The sequence below is a fragment of the Streptomyces sp. DT224 genome, from assembly GCF_049844595.1.
GTDB lineage: Bacteria > Actinomycetota > Actinomycetes > Streptomycetales > Streptomycetaceae > Streptomyces.
Map to the genome: position 1 here is coordinate 204,814 of NZ_JBNCLI010000012.1, position 12,775 is coordinate 217,588.

Annotated in this window: 14 protein-coding genes and 1 riboswitch; of the genes, 7 read left to right on the forward strand and 7 right to left on the reverse strand. The window is 73.0% G+C overall.

From position 1 onward, the window contains the following. The first annotated feature begins 36 nt into the window (after positions 1–36). On the forward strand, positions 37–1,293 hold the full coding sequence (locus ACLQ2N_RS28950; RefSeq protein WP_425817488.1) for an extracellular solute-binding protein: 1,257 nt from the start codon (positions 37–39) through the stop codon (positions 1,291–1,293). 56 nt (positions 1,294–1,349) lie between these two features. On the opposite strand, the gene egtD is transcribed toward ACLQ2N_RS28950, so the two are convergent. From egtD to egtA, 4 genes are read right to left on the reverse strand one after another with little or no spacing between them, the layout of a single operon-like run. Further along, entirely contained in the window at positions 1,350–2,312 is a 963-nt protein-coding gene (egtD, locus tag ACLQ2N_RS28955) for an L-histidine N(alpha)-methyltransferase (RefSeq protein WP_425817490.1), read from the reverse strand. After that, complete coding sequence (egtC, locus tag ACLQ2N_RS28960) at positions 2,309–3,064, reverse strand: ergothioneine biosynthesis protein EgtC (RefSeq protein WP_425817492.1); 756 nt, start codon at positions 3,062–3,064, stop codon at positions 2,309–2,311. The genes egtD and egtC overlap by 4 nt, the downstream gene beginning before the upstream one ends. Then, on the reverse strand, positions 3,064–4,398 hold the full coding sequence (gene egtB / locus ACLQ2N_RS28965; RefSeq protein WP_425817494.1) for an ergothioneine biosynthesis protein EgtB: 1,335 nt from the start codon (positions 4,396–4,398) through the stop codon (positions 3,064–3,066). The genes egtC and egtB overlap by 1 nt, the downstream gene beginning before the upstream one ends. Further along, positions 4,395–5,714, reverse strand: coding sequence for an ergothioneine biosynthesis glutamate--cysteine ligase EgtA (egtA, locus tag ACLQ2N_RS28970; RefSeq protein ID WP_425817496.1), 1,320 nt, complete (start codon positions 5,712–5,714; stop codon positions 4,395–4,397). Before egtA ends, egtB begins: the two co-directional genes overlap by 4 nt. Before the next feature lie 147 nt (positions 5,715–5,861). On the opposite strand from egtA, the gene ACLQ2N_RS28975 reads away from it, so the two are divergent. Continuing rightward, positions 5,862–6,689: a TIGR02452 family protein gene (locus ACLQ2N_RS28975; RefSeq protein ID WP_425817498.1), complete on the forward strand. Its 828-nt coding sequence runs from the start codon at positions 5,862–5,864 to the stop codon at positions 6,687–6,689. Between the two features lie 49 nt (positions 6,690–6,738). Here the strand turns inward: ACLQ2N_RS28975 and ACLQ2N_RS28980 are convergent, their stop codons facing one another. Next, positions 6,739–7,206 carry a type II toxin-antitoxin system PemK/MazF family toxin gene (locus ACLQ2N_RS28980; RefSeq protein ID WP_425817500.1) on the reverse strand — a complete coding sequence of 156 codons (468 nt, stop codon included), beginning with the start codon at positions 7,204–7,206 and terminating at the stop codon, positions 6,739–6,741. A gap of 76 nt (positions 7,207–7,282) precedes the next feature. Between ACLQ2N_RS28980 and ACLQ2N_RS28985 the strand changes: the two genes are divergently transcribed. Together ACLQ2N_RS28985 and ACLQ2N_RS28990 are read left to right on the forward strand one after the other, a co-directional pair. Continuing rightward, the gene (locus tag ACLQ2N_RS28985; protein ID WP_425817502.1) at positions 7,283–8,305 is read left to right on the forward strand and encodes a LacI family DNA-binding transcriptional regulator; all 1,023 of its coding nucleotides are present in this window, start codon (positions 7,283–7,285) and stop codon (positions 8,303–8,305) included. Between the two features lie 254 nt (positions 8,306–8,559). After that, entirely contained in the window at positions 8,560–8,889 is a 330-nt protein-coding gene (locus ACLQ2N_RS28990) for a hypothetical protein (protein ID WP_425817504.1), read from the forward strand. A gap of 25 nt (positions 8,890–8,914) precedes the next feature. On the opposite strand, the gene trxA is transcribed toward ACLQ2N_RS28990, so the two are convergent. Further along, positions 8,915–9,304 (reverse strand): thioredoxin, encoded by a 390-nt coding sequence (gene trxA / locus ACLQ2N_RS28995; protein WP_425817506.1) that lies wholly within the window; start codon positions 9,302–9,304, stop codon positions 8,915–8,917. A 119-nt stretch (positions 9,305–9,423) separates the two neighbouring features. Here trxA and ACLQ2N_RS29000 point away from each other — a divergent pair, with 119 nt between their 5' ends. Then, a complete protein-coding gene (locus ACLQ2N_RS29000) occupies positions 9,424–10,860 on the forward strand; it encodes a dihydrolipoyl dehydrogenase family protein (protein ID WP_425817508.1) in 1,437 nt (478 codons plus the stop codon). On the opposite strand, the gene ACLQ2N_RS29005 is transcribed toward ACLQ2N_RS29000, so the two are convergent. Next, positions 10,817–11,434, reverse strand: coding sequence for a histidine phosphatase family protein (locus ACLQ2N_RS29005; RefSeq protein WP_425817510.1), 618 nt, complete (start codon positions 11,432–11,434; stop codon positions 10,817–10,819). The two genes, ACLQ2N_RS29000 and ACLQ2N_RS29005, sit on opposite strands and share 44 nt — an antisense overlap. 124 nt (positions 11,435–11,558) lie before the next feature. Beyond that, positions 11,559–11,650: riboswitch (adenosylcobalamin (AdoCbl) riboswitch) on the forward strand. 45 nt (positions 11,651–11,695) lie between these two features. Between ACLQ2N_RS29005 and ACLQ2N_RS29010 the strand changes: the two genes are divergently transcribed. Beyond that, positions 11,696–11,911 carry a CbtB domain-containing protein gene (locus tag ACLQ2N_RS29010; protein ID WP_361021048.1) on the forward strand — a complete coding sequence of 72 codons (216 nt, stop codon included), beginning with the start codon at positions 11,696–11,698 and terminating at the stop codon, positions 11,909–11,911. Between the two features lie 32 nt (positions 11,912–11,943). Beyond that, complete coding sequence (locus ACLQ2N_RS29015; protein WP_425817512.1) at positions 11,944–12,723, forward strand: CbtA family protein; 780 nt, start codon at positions 11,944–11,946, stop codon at positions 12,721–12,723. The last annotated feature ends 52 nt before the right edge of the window (positions 12,724–12,775 follow it).

A 12,775-nucleotide genomic window follows, 5' to 3' on the forward strand; every position in this document is an offset into this window, starting at 1 on the left:
GCAACTTTCGTCCTGCCGTTCCGCAGAAGGTGAACCGTGAAAAACCGCATGCTCATCGGAGCTGTCGCCCTTATTTCCACTGTTGCGCTGGGTGGCTGCGGCGTGATCCCCGGAACCGGCGGCTCAGGCGGCAAGAAGGTGACGATCTGGCTGATGAAGGACAGCGTCACCGCCGACTTCCTGGACCGTTTCAAGAAGTCGTACGAGGACGAGCACTCCTCGGTCGAACTGGAGTTCAAGATCCAGGAATGGGGTGGCATCGGCCCCAAGGTCCTGGAGGCGCTCGCCGGCAAGGACACCCCCGACGTCATCGAGGTCGGCAACACCCAGGTCGCCCAGTACGCCGAGAGCGGCCACCTGCGCGACCTCACCCTCGAATCCATGCGTGACCTGGGCCGGGAGGACTGGCTGCCCGGTCTCGCCGAGCCGGGGAGCATCGGCGGCGTCCAGTACGGCATCCCGTGGTACGCGGCCAACCGCGTGGTGATCTACAACAAGGACATCTTCGAGGACGCGGGCATCAAGAACCCGCCGAAGACGCGCGCGCAGTGGATCACCGACACCCGGAAACTGAACCGCGACGGAATTCAGGGCATGTACCTGCCGGGGCAGAACTGGTACGTCCTCGCCGGGTTCATCTGGGACGAGGGCGGGCAACTCGCCAGCGACGAGGAGGGCGACTGGGAGGGCACTCTCGACACGCAAGCCGCGCTCAAGGGCATGCAGTTCTATTCCGAACTCCAGGCGCTGGGCGACGGACCCAAGGACGCCGACGAGGAAAAGCCCCCGCAGGCCAATGTGTTCGCCGAGGGGAATGTCGCCCAGATCATCTCCACCCCCAGCACGGCGACTCTGATCGAGAAGAAGAACCCCGAACTCAAGGGGAAGCTCGGCTACTTCCCGATTCCCGGCAAGTCCGCCAAGGCGCCCGGTTCGGTGTTCACCGGCGGCTCCGACCTGATCGTGCCGCAGAAGTCCGATCAGCGCGCCGCCGCCTACGAGGTCATCAAGGCGCTGGCCGGGGCCGAGTGGCAGGAAGAACTGGCCAAGACGATGAGCTACGTGCCCAACAAGCCCTCCCTCGCCCATGTCATCGAGGGTGAGGAGAGCACCGCCGCCATGGCCGAGGGCGCGGCGCAGGGCCACGCCACACCCAACTCCCCGCAGTGGGCCGCGGTCGAGGCCGACAACCCGATCAAGAAGTACATGACGGCCGTCCTCCAGGGCGGTGACCCGGCGACCGAGGCGAAGACCGCCTCCGAGAAGATCACCGCCGTGCTCGCCGGCAGCTGACCCCCCGGCGCGGGTACGGGACCGGACACCGCCGGCCCCGTACCCGTAGCTCCCGGTCAGTCCACCGTGGACAGGGACAGCGCGAATCTGCCCTCGGAGTCCGTCCACCAGTGGGCCAGGCGGAGCCCCGCCCCGGCCAGCTCGCCGCGCACCCCGTCCTCGCGGAACTTGGCGGACACCTCGGTCCGCAGTTCCTCACCCGCCTCGAACGGCACCACGAGATCCAGTTCCGGAATCTTCACCGTCAGGGACCGGCGGGCCCGCAGCCGCATCTCGATCCACTCCTCCTGCGGATTCCACCGCGCCACGTGCGCGAAGTCCTCCGGTATGAAGTCCGCGCCCAGCTCCCGGTCGACGACCGACAGCACGTTGCGGTTGAACGCCGCCGTCACCCCCGCCGCGTCGTCGTACGCCGCGACCAGCACCTCCTCGTCCTTCACGAGATCCGTGCCGAGCAGCAGCGTGTCCCCGGGCACCAGCAGATCGCGCACCGACTTCAGGAACACCGACCGCTCACCCGGCAGGAGGTTGCCGAGGGTGCCGCCCAGGAACGCCACCAGCCGGGGCCCGGGCGTCTTTGGCAGCGTCAGCCCGGCGGTGAAGTCGGCGATCAGCGCGTGCACGGACAGCCGCGGCCGCTCCTTCAGCAGGGCGTCCGCCGCGCCGCGCAGCGCGCTCTCGCTGACGTCGACCGGTACGTAACTGTGCAGATCCGTCAGCGCGTCCAGCAGATACCGGGTCTTCTCCGACGAGCCGGAACCCAGCTCGACCAGGGTGCGGGCGCCGGAGGCTGCGGCGATCTCGCCCGCCCGGTCGACCAGGATCTCCCGTTCGGCGCGCGTCGGATAGTACTCGGGCAGACGGGTGATCTCCTCGAACAGTTCGCTGCCCCGGGCGTCGTAGAACCACTTCGGCGGCAGCGTCTTCGGGCGCCGGGACAGGCCGTGCAGCACATCGGCGCGCAGCGCCGCGTCCGTCGCGTCCACGGGCAGGGTGCGGGTCAGCAGGAAGGGACTCACGTGCGGGGCTCCTTCAGCGGGGTCAGCAGGACGTCGCCGGCGGTCGCGGTCAGCAGGGTGCGGTCGGGTACCTCGTACCAGCGGGGGTCGTCGTCGTACGGCTCCGAGGCGACGACCGTGTGCCGGCCGGGCTCGGTGAGATGCCACAGGGTGTCGCCCCAGGCGGTCGCCACGATGGCGCGGCCGTCGGTGAGCAGCAGGTTGAGCCGGGAGCCCGGCGCCGCCTCCGCCACCTCGGACACCGAGTCCGCCACGGCCTGCGGGAGCGGGTCGCCCGTCGCGAGCCGGTGCCGCACCAGCGCCCACACCAGGGCGGAGTCGCTGCGCGCCGCGAGCCGCAGCAGCTCGGCCGGGGGCAGGGTGGCCGCCACGGACGCCATCGAACCGGGCCAGCCCAGCACCGCGCCGTTGTGGCTGAACAGCACCTGGTCCGCGGCGAACGGAGCCGCGGCCGCCTCGCCGTCCGGATCGGCGCCGGTCGCGTCCCGGACCGCGGCGAGCAGGGCGTGGCTGCGGACCACCCGGACCAGGTCGGCGAAGGTCTGGTCGCCCCAGACGGGGCCCTGGCGCCGGTAGCGCCCCGGGACCGGGTCGCCCTCCGCGTACCAGCCGACCCCGAAGCCGTCCGCGTTGACCGTGCCGTACCGCTGGCGGCGGGGCTCCCACGACTGCCGCACCAGGGAGTGCGCCGGGTGCGACAGCACCTCGCCCAGGGCGACCGGCGGCCCCAGGTAGGCGATGTGCCGGCACATCAGAGGTCCCTCGCGGTACGGAACCCGGCGAAGATCTGCCGCCGGACCGGCAGGTCCCAGTTGCGGAACGTGCCCCGGCAGGCCACCGCGTCCACTGCGAACGAGCCGCCCCGCAGCACCTTGTGCTCCGGACCGAAGAACACCTCCGAGTACTCCCGGTACGGGAACGGGGCGAACCCCGGGTACGGCAGGAAGTCGCTCGCCGTCCACTCCCACACGTCACCGATCAGCTGACCCGCCCCGCAGGGAGCCCGCCCGGCCGGGTACGCCCCGGCGGGCGCGGGCCGCAGATGGCGCTGCCCCAGATTGGCCCGCTCCGGCGTCGGGTCCTCGTCGCCCCACGGATAGCGGCGCGAGCGCCCGGAGACGGGATCGTGGCGCGCCGCCTTTTCCCACTCCGCCTCGGTCGGCAGCCTGCGGCCCGCCCAGCGCGCGTACGCGTCGGCCTCGTACCAGCTGACGTGCACCACCGGCTCGTCGTCCGGCACCGGCTCGGTCACCCCGAAGCGCCGCCGCAGCCACTGCCCGGCCTCCCGGTGCCAGAACAGCGGGGCGCCCAGATCGTGCTCCCGGACCATCGCCCAGCCCTCGGGCGCCCACCAGCGCCGCTCGCCGTATCCGCCGTCCTCGATGAACGCCCGGTACGCGCCGCATGTCACCGGAGCCGTGTCGATGACGAACCCGGCGACGTCCCGCCGGTGTGCGGGGCGTTCGTTGTCCAGCGCCCACGGTTCGGCCGACGTGCCCATGGTGAACGGGCCGCCGGGCACCAGGACCTCCGCGGGCAGCACCGGGGCGTCGTCCGCCGGGCGCGGCGGCTCCGGGGCCGTCAGGGCGGCCGGACCGGAGCGCAGCTGATGCGTGATGAGCATCGTCTCGTCGTGCTGCTGTTCGTGCTGCGCGATCATCCCGAAGGCGAAGCCGGACCTGACCAGCGCGGGCCCGTCACCGAGCGGGGCGGACTCCAGCACGTCCAACGCCCTGCCGCGCACCTCCGAGGCGTACGACCTGGCCTCGTCGGGCGCCAGCAGCGGCAGGGACGGCCGGGTGGCGCGCGGATGCTCGAAGGCGTCGTAGAGCCCGTCGATCTCCGGGCGCATCGCCTCCCGTCCGGCCACACCGCGCAGCAGCCACAGCTCCTCCTGGTTGCCGATGTGCGCCAGGTCCCAGACCAGCGGTGACATCAGCGGCGAGTGCTGGGCGGCCAGTTCGTGGTCGTCGACACTGTCGGTGAGGAGCGCGGTGCGCCTGCGGGCGGTGAGCAGCGCGGCGAGCGCGTGCCCGCGCAGCGCCTCGGCGTCCCCGGCGTGCGGGGGCGCGGGGGATTCGGTCATGACAGGGTCCCCTTCGGATGGGCCGGGCGGCGCGCCCCGCCCGTGGTGAGCAGGTCCCGCAGGTCGTCGGCCGGGCATCTGCCCCGGGCGACGAAGCGGTCGTGGAAGCCGGCGACCGCGTCCCGCACCGCGACGCTCGCGCCCAGCCGGGGCAACGCCTCCAGGGCGAGCCGGAAGCAGGCGTCCGCCGCCTGGCGCAGCTCCGGATCCGCCAGGCCGTCGCGGGCGGCCGCGGTCCACAGCGGGTTGCGTGGTGCGGCGTCCGCTCCGGCCGTCTCGGCGAGCGGCTTCACGGTCCGGTACACCGTCTCCGCGGCCTCCGGGTCGTCGAACAGGGCGGTCGTGACCGCGAGCGGCACGATCCAGCCGTCGTCACCGGACTGCGCGTCGATCATGCGCAGCTCCAGGTGCCCGCGCGGCCGGGCCGGCGGGAACAGGGTGGTGACGTGGTAGTCGAGGTCGCTCCGGTCCGGGCGGCGCCCGGCCGCCCCGGACCGGATCCAGCCGCGGAAGGTGAGCCCGTCCGGCACGTGCCACGGCCCCTCGCCCCGTACGCACAGCACGGGCGTGTCCAGGACGTGTGCGGCCCAGGCGTCCCGGGGCGGCAGCAATCCGTCCGGGGCCAGTGTCCGCTTCGGGTCCAGGGCGGCCCACAGTGCCTGGCGGGTGGACCGCCAGGGCGTCGGCCCGCCTCCCTGGAACGGCGAGTTGGCGAAGGCCGCCACGAGGACGGCGCCCAGCAGGTGGGCGAGCCGCCAGCGCCGCGCGTACCCGAGCGGGCCGGGCTCCTCCTCCCCGGCGTCCAGGCAGACCTGGACGGACGCGGTGGTGCACATCATGGCGCGGCCGGCCGGGCCCCATCGGTCGAGGGCCTTCTCCATGGCCTCGTACCGGGGCTCGCGCAGGAGCCGGCGCGGTGTCTGCCAGGGATCGACGCCCAGGCCCGCCGGAGCCAGGCCCAGTCCGTCCAGGGCGGCGCGTACGGCGGTGAGATCGGCGGCGGTGTCCTCGACACACGCCGTCAGGGAAGCGGCGGGGCGCGAGCTGAGTTCCAGCTGGCCGCCGGGTTCGAAGGTGAGCGCCGCGCTCAGGGGCAGCGCCCGGACGGCCGTTGCGGCCGCCTCCAGCAGGTGGGGCGGGACGGTGCGCCGCGGTTGGTCACGGTCGTGCAGGAGCCATTCCAGCTCGACCCCCACCGTGCGCGGCGGTCCCGTCTTGAAACAGATGCCGCGCAGTAAATCCTCCGCCTCGCCCTCACCGAGGGGCGGGGTCTGACCGGGTGGCGGACCATGGCCGCCGGGTGTCTCGGATGACATGCCGGGCCTCCTTGTTCCGGTGCGTCCGTCCTACCCAAACCGCTACTGAGGCATCGCACAAGAGTGCCTTCTTCGCCGGATATTCGCTTGCGTGTCCGGGAGAAGAACGCCGATCATGCCCCGTATGCACCATAAGGGGGAGGGCCCATGAGCGCCCGGCTGCGTGGCATCGCGCGCGAGACGGAAGCGATCGTCCGGGCGGGTTCCTACCGCGCCGGGAACGGGCGCGAGATCGGCATCGGGACGGCTGTGGCGGCCGCCCTCGCGGGTACGCGACTGTACGGCCCCGAGCCGGTGCCGGTGGCCCCCGACCGGGACCGGACCCCGGTCATCGAGGTCACCGGCGAGAGCAGCCTCCAGGCGGCCGCCCGGATGACCCGCGAGGGGCCCGGCGAGGTCGCCGTCCTGAACTACGCCTCCGCCCGCAACCCCGGCGGCGGCTACCTCAACGGCGCCCAGGCCCAGGAAGAGGCCCTGTGCCGGGGCTCCGCGCTGTACGCCACGCTGCTGCGGGTGCCCGACTTCTACGCCCGTCACCGTGCCGAGCGCAGCGCGTTCTACACCGACCGGGTCATCCACTCACCCGGCGTGCCGGTCTTCCGCGACGACCGGGGCCGGCTGCTCGACGCCCCGTACACGGCCGGATTCCTCACCTCCCCGGCCCCCAACGCCGGGGTCATCCGTGCCCGCACCCCGCAGGAGGCGCACCGCGTTCCGGCCGCGCTCGCCGCCCGCGCCGAGCGGGTGCTGGAGGTCGCGGCGGTGTGCGGCTACCGCAGGCTCGTCCTGGGTGCCTGGGGCTGCGGTGTGTTCCGCAACGACCCGGCGGAGGTGGCGGGCGCCTTCCGCGCGCTGCTCACGGGAGAGGGCCGGTTCGCGGGCCACTTCGAGCAAGTCGTCCTCGGCATCCTCGGCCGCGACGACGATTCGCCCACCCGGGTGGCGTTCGACCGGGTGTTCGCCGGCCGGGGGTGACCCTCACCCTGAAGTCGAGGGTGAGGACCGGGCCCTGTCGGGCGGCCCCTCACGCCCAGCCGTAGTGCTCCCGCAGCCGCCCGACGACCAGGTCGAACCTGGCCCGGTCCAGGGCGCACGCCTCGCGTCGCATCCCGTCCTCGTGCACCCGCAGGACTCGGTCCAGATCCACCCAGGACTGACGCCCCGAGCTGTCCCAGGGGCCCGCGCCCAGCGCCACCCACTCCCGGTCCATGTCGTGCTGCTTGCTGGACAGCTGCACGGCCAGCAGCGTGCCCGCCGCCTCCCGCGCCACGACCAGGACCGGCCGGTCCTTCCCGCGCCCGTCGTTCTCCTCGAACGGCACCCAGGTCCAGACGATCTCGCCGGGGTCGGGCGCGCCGTCCCGGTCGGGGGCGTACGAGGTGCGGACCGGGCCCACGTCGCGCGGATCGGCCTGGGCGGTCGCGGTGGAACCGGTCCGGCCGGGGAAGGCGGCCGGACCGTCGTAACTGTCGCTGCGGTGCTGGATGGTCATCGCAACACCCTAGGCGGTTCCCCCGCCCGGCCTGCGCGCCGGTGCGCCGCAACGGTCTGGAAGACTGCCCGGAGCCATGAGCCAGTTACCCGATCAGCCCACCGAAGGCCCCGTTCCGACCAGCGCCGACGTGGCGCGGCTCGCCGGCGTCTCCCGGGCCACCGTGTCCTACGTCCTCAACAACAACGCGCAGGTGCGGATCAGCGACCAGACCCGCCGCCGGGTACGGGAGGCCGCCGACGAACTCGGCTACGTACCCCACGCCGCCGCCCGCACCCTGCGCGCCGGCCACTCGCGCATGGTGCTGCTGCCCACCGGCAACGTGCCGACCGGCCCCCTGCACCTGCGCTTCCTGCGCGACCTGGAGTCGGGGCTCCGGCGCCTCGACTACACGGTCGTCCAGTACGGCTCGCTCGGACTCAACGCCGACGACGCCGCCCGCGCCTGGGCGGAACTGCGCCCCGCCGCCGTCATCGTGCCCGGTTCCGTCCCGCTCGCCCCGCGCGGCACAGCCGTGCTCCGGCGCTCCGGAGCCAAGGCGGTCATCACCCTGGGCCCCCACCCGGTGGAGGGCGCGCACGCCCTGATCATGGATCAGCGGGAGGTCGGCGGCTGCGCGGTGCGCCATCTGCTGGAACGCGGCAGGCGCCGCATCGGCGTGGTGATGCCCGAGGACCCCGCCACCGCGCTCTTCGCCGCCCCGCGCCTGGCCGGCGCCCGGGAGGCCGCGCTGAACGGCGGCGCCCACGTCGAGGTGCTGCCGCTGCGCTACGAGGAGGAGTCGGCCGCGTCGGTGGCCGCCCGCTGGCCCGCGCTCGGCCTGGACGCCGTCTTCGCGTACGACGACACGTACGCGATGCTCCTGATGCGGGCGCTCCAGGACGCCGGCATCGCGATACCCGCCGAGGCCGCCGTGGTGGGCGCCGACGACTCGATGCTCGGGCGGCTGCTGCGGCCGAGGCTCAGCAGCGTACGGATGGAGCTGGCGACCGCCCAGCCGCTGGCCGACCTGGTGGACCGCCTTGTCCGCCACCCGAGGACTCCGCCCGAGCGGCACGACCTGCTGCGCGCCCGCACCGTACGACGGGAATCCAGCTGAGCCGGACCGACGACCTGCGCGGCGCACCGCCCGTGCCCAGGGCCTGTCCGGCGGATCTTCGTGGGCCCACGACGCCTGGCACGCATTCTCGCCGCACGCCCGAATCATCCAAGTACATCCAGTACAAGGATGATCCGGGCGCACGCCGAGGAGTGGGGTCTCCCCTGTTCGAGCGAAGCCGAGAACGTGGGGATGCACCAGATGCCGCGTGCTGATCCGCGAAGATCCGCCGGACAGGCCCTAGCGTCTTGGCCATGAGCGATCCGCAGAGCTACGAAATCCTCATCGTCCCCGAGTTCACCGACGACAAGGCCCCCGCGACCGGAGAAGGCGCGACGGGGGCCAGCGTCAGGGGCGCCGCGGCCAAGGGCTCCGACGGCGGGGGACCGGGCGCCGCCATCCGGTCGGCCGTGGTCACCGCCACGGGTGAGACGGGCGAGACCGGCTATCCCCGGTACGCGGGGGACGGCATGGTGGCGGACATCGACCCGAGGACCAAAGCCGTCGAGGGCCTCCTCGTCGACGGGTCGGAACTCCCGTACGGGCTCTCGGCCCGGGTCGCGGAGCGCGCGGCCGACACCTGAGGCAGCCCCGCGGGGGCAGGCGGTGCTACTGCTGCTGCCCCTCCGCCTCGCCCTTCTGCTGCTCGGCCTCGACGGCCTTGCGCACCTCGTCCATGTCCAGCTTCCTGGCCTGGCCGATCACGTCCTCCAGAGCCGCCTCCGGCAGTGCGCCGGGCTGCGCGAAGACCGCCACGTTGTCCCGCACGATCATCAGCGTGGGGATCGACCGGATCTCGAAGGCCGCCGCCAGCTCCTGCTGCGCCTCCGTGTCGACCTTCGCGAAGACCAGGTCCGTGTGGCGCTCGGACGCCGCGTCGTACACCGGGGCGAACTGCCGGCACGGGCCGCACCAGGAAGCCCAGAAGTCGATCAGGACGAACTCGTTGTCGCTGACGACCTGGTCGAAGTTTTCCTTGGTGAGCTCTACGGTGCTCATGCGTTGCTCCCTCTTCCTGTGCCCGTATGAGACGTGTCCGGGTCAACGGTGCCCGATCTCGTGCTATTCCGTGCCTGCCCATGTGGCCGACGCCCACACCCCCCGCCAGAATGAGCCGCATGACACATGGAGCGGAGCCCGTCGAGTACGACGTCGTGGTCATCGGAGCAGGTCCGGTGGGTGAGAACGTGGCGGACCGGGCCCGGGCCGCCGGGCTGACCACCGCGGTGGTCGAGTCGGAGCTGATCGGCGGTGAGTGCTCCTACTGGGCGTGCATGCCGAGCAAGGCGCTCCTGCGACCCGTGGTCGCCCGCGCCGACGCCCGCCGCGTCCCCGGCCTGAGCGGCGCCGTCCAGGGACCGCTGGACGCCGCCGCCGTCCTCGCCCACCGCGACGAGTACGCCTCGCACTGGAAGGACGACGGGCAGGTCGCCTGGCTCGACGGGATCGGGGCCGACATCTTCCGCGGCCACGGCCGGCTGACCGGCGTCAAGCAGGTCACCGTCACCGCGCCCGACGGCACGGAGCACCGGCTCACCGCCCGGCACGCCGTCGCCGTCTGCACGGGCAGCAGGGCCGTGGTCCCCGGCCTGCCCGGCATCGAGGAAGCCCGCCCCTGGACCAGCCGCGAGGCGACGAGCGCCAAGGCGGTCCCCGGCCGGCTCGTCGTGGTGGGCGGGGGAGTCGTCGGCGTCGAGATGGCCACCGTGTGGAACGCGCTCGGCGCGGAGGTCACCATGCTCGTGCGCGGCCAGGGGCTGCTGCCCCGGATGGAGCCGTTCGCCGGCGAGCTGGTCGCCGAGGCGCTCACCGGGGCCGGCGCGGACATCCGTACCGGAGTCTCGGCCACCGCCGTACGCCGCCCGGACGGCGAAGGACCGGTCACCGTGGAACTCGACAACGGCGAGAGCGTCGAGGCCGACGAGGTCCTCTTCGCCACCGGTCGCGCCCCGCGCACCGACGGCCTGGGCCTGGAGACGGTCGGCCTGGAACCCGGCTCCTGGCTCACCGTCGACGACACCTGCCGGGTCGAGGGCACGGACTGGCTCTACGCGGCCGGCGACGTCAACCACCGCGCGCTCCTGACCCACCAGGGCAAGTACCAGGCACGCATCACGGGCGACGCGATCGGGGCCCGCGCGCAGGGCAGGCCACTGGACACCGCCCGCTGGGGCGCCCACGCGGCGACCGCCGACCACGGGGCTGTCCCGCAGGTCGTCTTCACCGACCCGGAGGCCGCCTCGGTGGGCCTCTCCCTGGCCGAGGCGGAACAGGCCGGCCACCGCGTCCGCGCCGTTGACTACGACCTCGCCTCCGTGGCCGGGTCGGGCCTGTACGCGGACGGCTACCGGGGCCGTGCCCGCATGGTGGTGGACCTCGACCGCGAAGTCCTGCTGGGTGTCACCTTCGTCGGCCCCGGCATCGGCGAACTGCTCCACTCGGCGACCATGGCGGTCGCGGGCGAGATCCCCGTCGACCGGTTGTGGCACGTGGTCCCCTCCTACCCGACGATCAGCGAGGTGTGGCTGAGGCTGCTGGAGACGTACCGGGGGTAGCCGGGCCCGGCGGGGCGAGCGGCCGCCCCACGCGCAGGTTCCAGCGCCCCGGCCGGCCGCTCAGCTCCGTCAGCGTGAGCGGGGCGACGTCGAGGCGCCAGAACGCCGGTGGCGGCAGCGCGAGCGCGTGGACCACGGTCGCACGCACCAAGGACGGTTCGGCGACGGCCAGCACCCGGCCGGCACCGCTCAGCGAGTCGAGCCAGGCCCCCGCCCGCGCGCACAGGCCGAGCAGCGACTCGCCGCCGTGCGGGGCGGCCGAGGGGTCGGCCAGCCAGGCGGCCACTTCCGCCGGCTCGCGCGTGCTCACCTCGTCCAGCCGGGCACCCGTCCAGCGGCCCAACTCCCAATCACGAAGCGCGGGTTCGCCCATCGAGCGCAGGCCCAGTGCCGCCGCCGTACGGGCGCACCGCTGGGACGGGCCGTGCACCGCCCGGTCCGCGTCCGGGACGTGTGGTGCGGCCAGTCGTGCCGTACGCACACCCGACACGTCGAGCGTGGCGTCACCGGCGAACCGGGCCTCACGCAACGCCGCGTTCATTGCCGGTGAGATCAGCATCACCCGTACCGTCATACCCGCCCTCAACTCCCGGAACACAGGCCCCGCGGCCCAGCACACCATGGCATCCGGGTCCCACCGGCCGCTTGCAGGGGGCATGGCGGAGCCCGGTGCCCAGGCGGTATGGTCGCGACGACATGACGAGGGTGTGACGGAAGTCCGGTGAGAATCCGGCACGGTCGCGCCACTGTGTACCCGCGCACGCGGGAAGTCAGACCCAGCACCCTCGTCTCAGGCACCACGAACGGGACGCGTGTTCCCACAGGAGGTTCTGCCATGGCACAGAGTGCTGCCCCCGCAACCGGCGCACCCGCCATCACCCCCATCTCCCTGAAGGCCATTGCTCCTTGGGCGGTCTTCTTCGGCATCCTCATGCTGGTCCTGCTCTACTTCGTCGGCGCCGAACAGGGGGCCACGGCCCTCATCTCGGGCGAAGGCGTCCACGAGTGGGTCCACGACGGCCGTCACCTGCTCGGTTTCCCCTGCCACTGACCGCCCCACCGGCTGATCCAGGGGAATCCCTCATGAACTCCATATCTGTCAGAGCCCTGTTGATCCGCGGCATGCTCGCCGGACTGGCCGCGGGGGCGCTCGCGCTGCTCGTCGCCTACTTCCTCGGCGAGTCCAGGGTCGACGCGGCCATCGCCATCGAAGAGGCCGCGCACAGCGCCCACGGCCACCACCACGGCGCCGGCGAGGAACTCGTCAGCAGGGGCGTGCAGTCCACCGCCGGCCTGGCCACCGGGGTGCTCGTCTTCGGCGTCGCGGCCGGCGGCATCGCCGCGCTCGTCTTCTGCTATGCGCTGGGCAGGATGGGCCGGTTCGGCCCCAGGGTCACGGCCGCGCTGATCTCGGGCGCCGCGCTGCTCAGCGTGTACGTCGTGCCGTTCCTGAAGTACCCGGCCAACCCGCCGGCCGTCGGCAACCCCGACACCATCGGCGAACGCACCGCGCTGTTCTTCCTGATGGTCGCCCTCAGCGTGCTGCTCGCGGTCGCCGCCGTCATCGCCGGCAGGCGGCTGGCACGCCGCCTGGGCAACTGGAACGCGACGGTCGCGGCGGCGGCCGGCTACGTCCTGCTGATCGCCCTCGCCTATGTGTTCCTGCCCTCGTTCAACGAGGTCGGCACGGACTTCCCGGCCACGCTGCTGTGGCAGTTCCGGCTGGCCACGCTCGCGGTGCAGGCCACGCTGTGGACCGCGTTCGGCCTGCTCTTCGGCCACCTCACCGAACGGCTGCTGGTGCCGAGGGCCGACGCGCTCGCGGACGGCCGGACGAACCGGACGGCCGCCGCCGTGGGCTGACGGCCGCCGTGGACGAGGCGACGGGCGGAGCCCGCCGGGTGGGTCACCGGCA

Coding starts and splice junctions, on each gene's coding strand:
- ACLQ2N_RS29015 (WP_425817512.1), top strand. CDS start 11,944: ATGAACTCCATATCTGTCAGAGCCCTGTTGATCCGCGGCATGCTCGCC.
- egtA (WP_425817496.1), bottom strand. CDS start 5,714: ATGTCATCCGAGACACCCGGCGGCCATGGTCCGCCACCCGGTCAGACC.
- ACLQ2N_RS28975 (WP_425817498.1), top strand. CDS start 5,862: ATGAGCGCCCGGCTGCGTGGCATCGCGCGCGAGACGGAAGCGATCGTC.
- ACLQ2N_RS29010 (WP_361021048.1), top strand. CDS start 11,696: ATGGCACAGAGTGCTGCCCCCGCAACCGGCGCACCCGCCATCACCCCC.
- trxA (WP_425817506.1), bottom strand. CDS start 9,304: ATGAGCACCGTAGAGCTCACCAAGGAAAACTTCGACCAGGTCGTCAGC.
- ACLQ2N_RS28990 (WP_425817504.1), top strand. CDS start 8,560: ATGAGCGATCCGCAGAGCTACGAAATCCTCATCGTCCCCGAGTTCACC.
- egtB (WP_425817494.1), bottom strand. CDS start 4,398: ATGACCGAATCCCCCGCGCCCCCGCACGCCGGGGACGCCGAGGCGCTG.
- egtC (WP_425817492.1), bottom strand. CDS start 3,064: ATGTGCCGGCACATCGCCTACCTGGGGCCGCCGGTCGCCCTGGGCGAG.
- ACLQ2N_RS28980 (WP_425817500.1), bottom strand. CDS start 7,206: ATGACCATCCAGCACCGCAGCGACAGTTACGACGGTCCGGCCGCCTTC.
- ACLQ2N_RS29005 (WP_425817510.1), bottom strand. CDS start 11,434: ATGACGGTACGGGTGATGCTGATCTCACCGGCAATGAACGCGGCGTTG.
- ACLQ2N_RS29000 (WP_425817508.1), top strand. CDS start 9,424: ATGACACATGGAGCGGAGCCCGTCGAGTACGACGTCGTGGTCATCGGA.
- ACLQ2N_RS28985 (WP_425817502.1), top strand. CDS start 7,283: ATGAGCCAGTTACCCGATCAGCCCACCGAAGGCCCCGTTCCGACCAGC.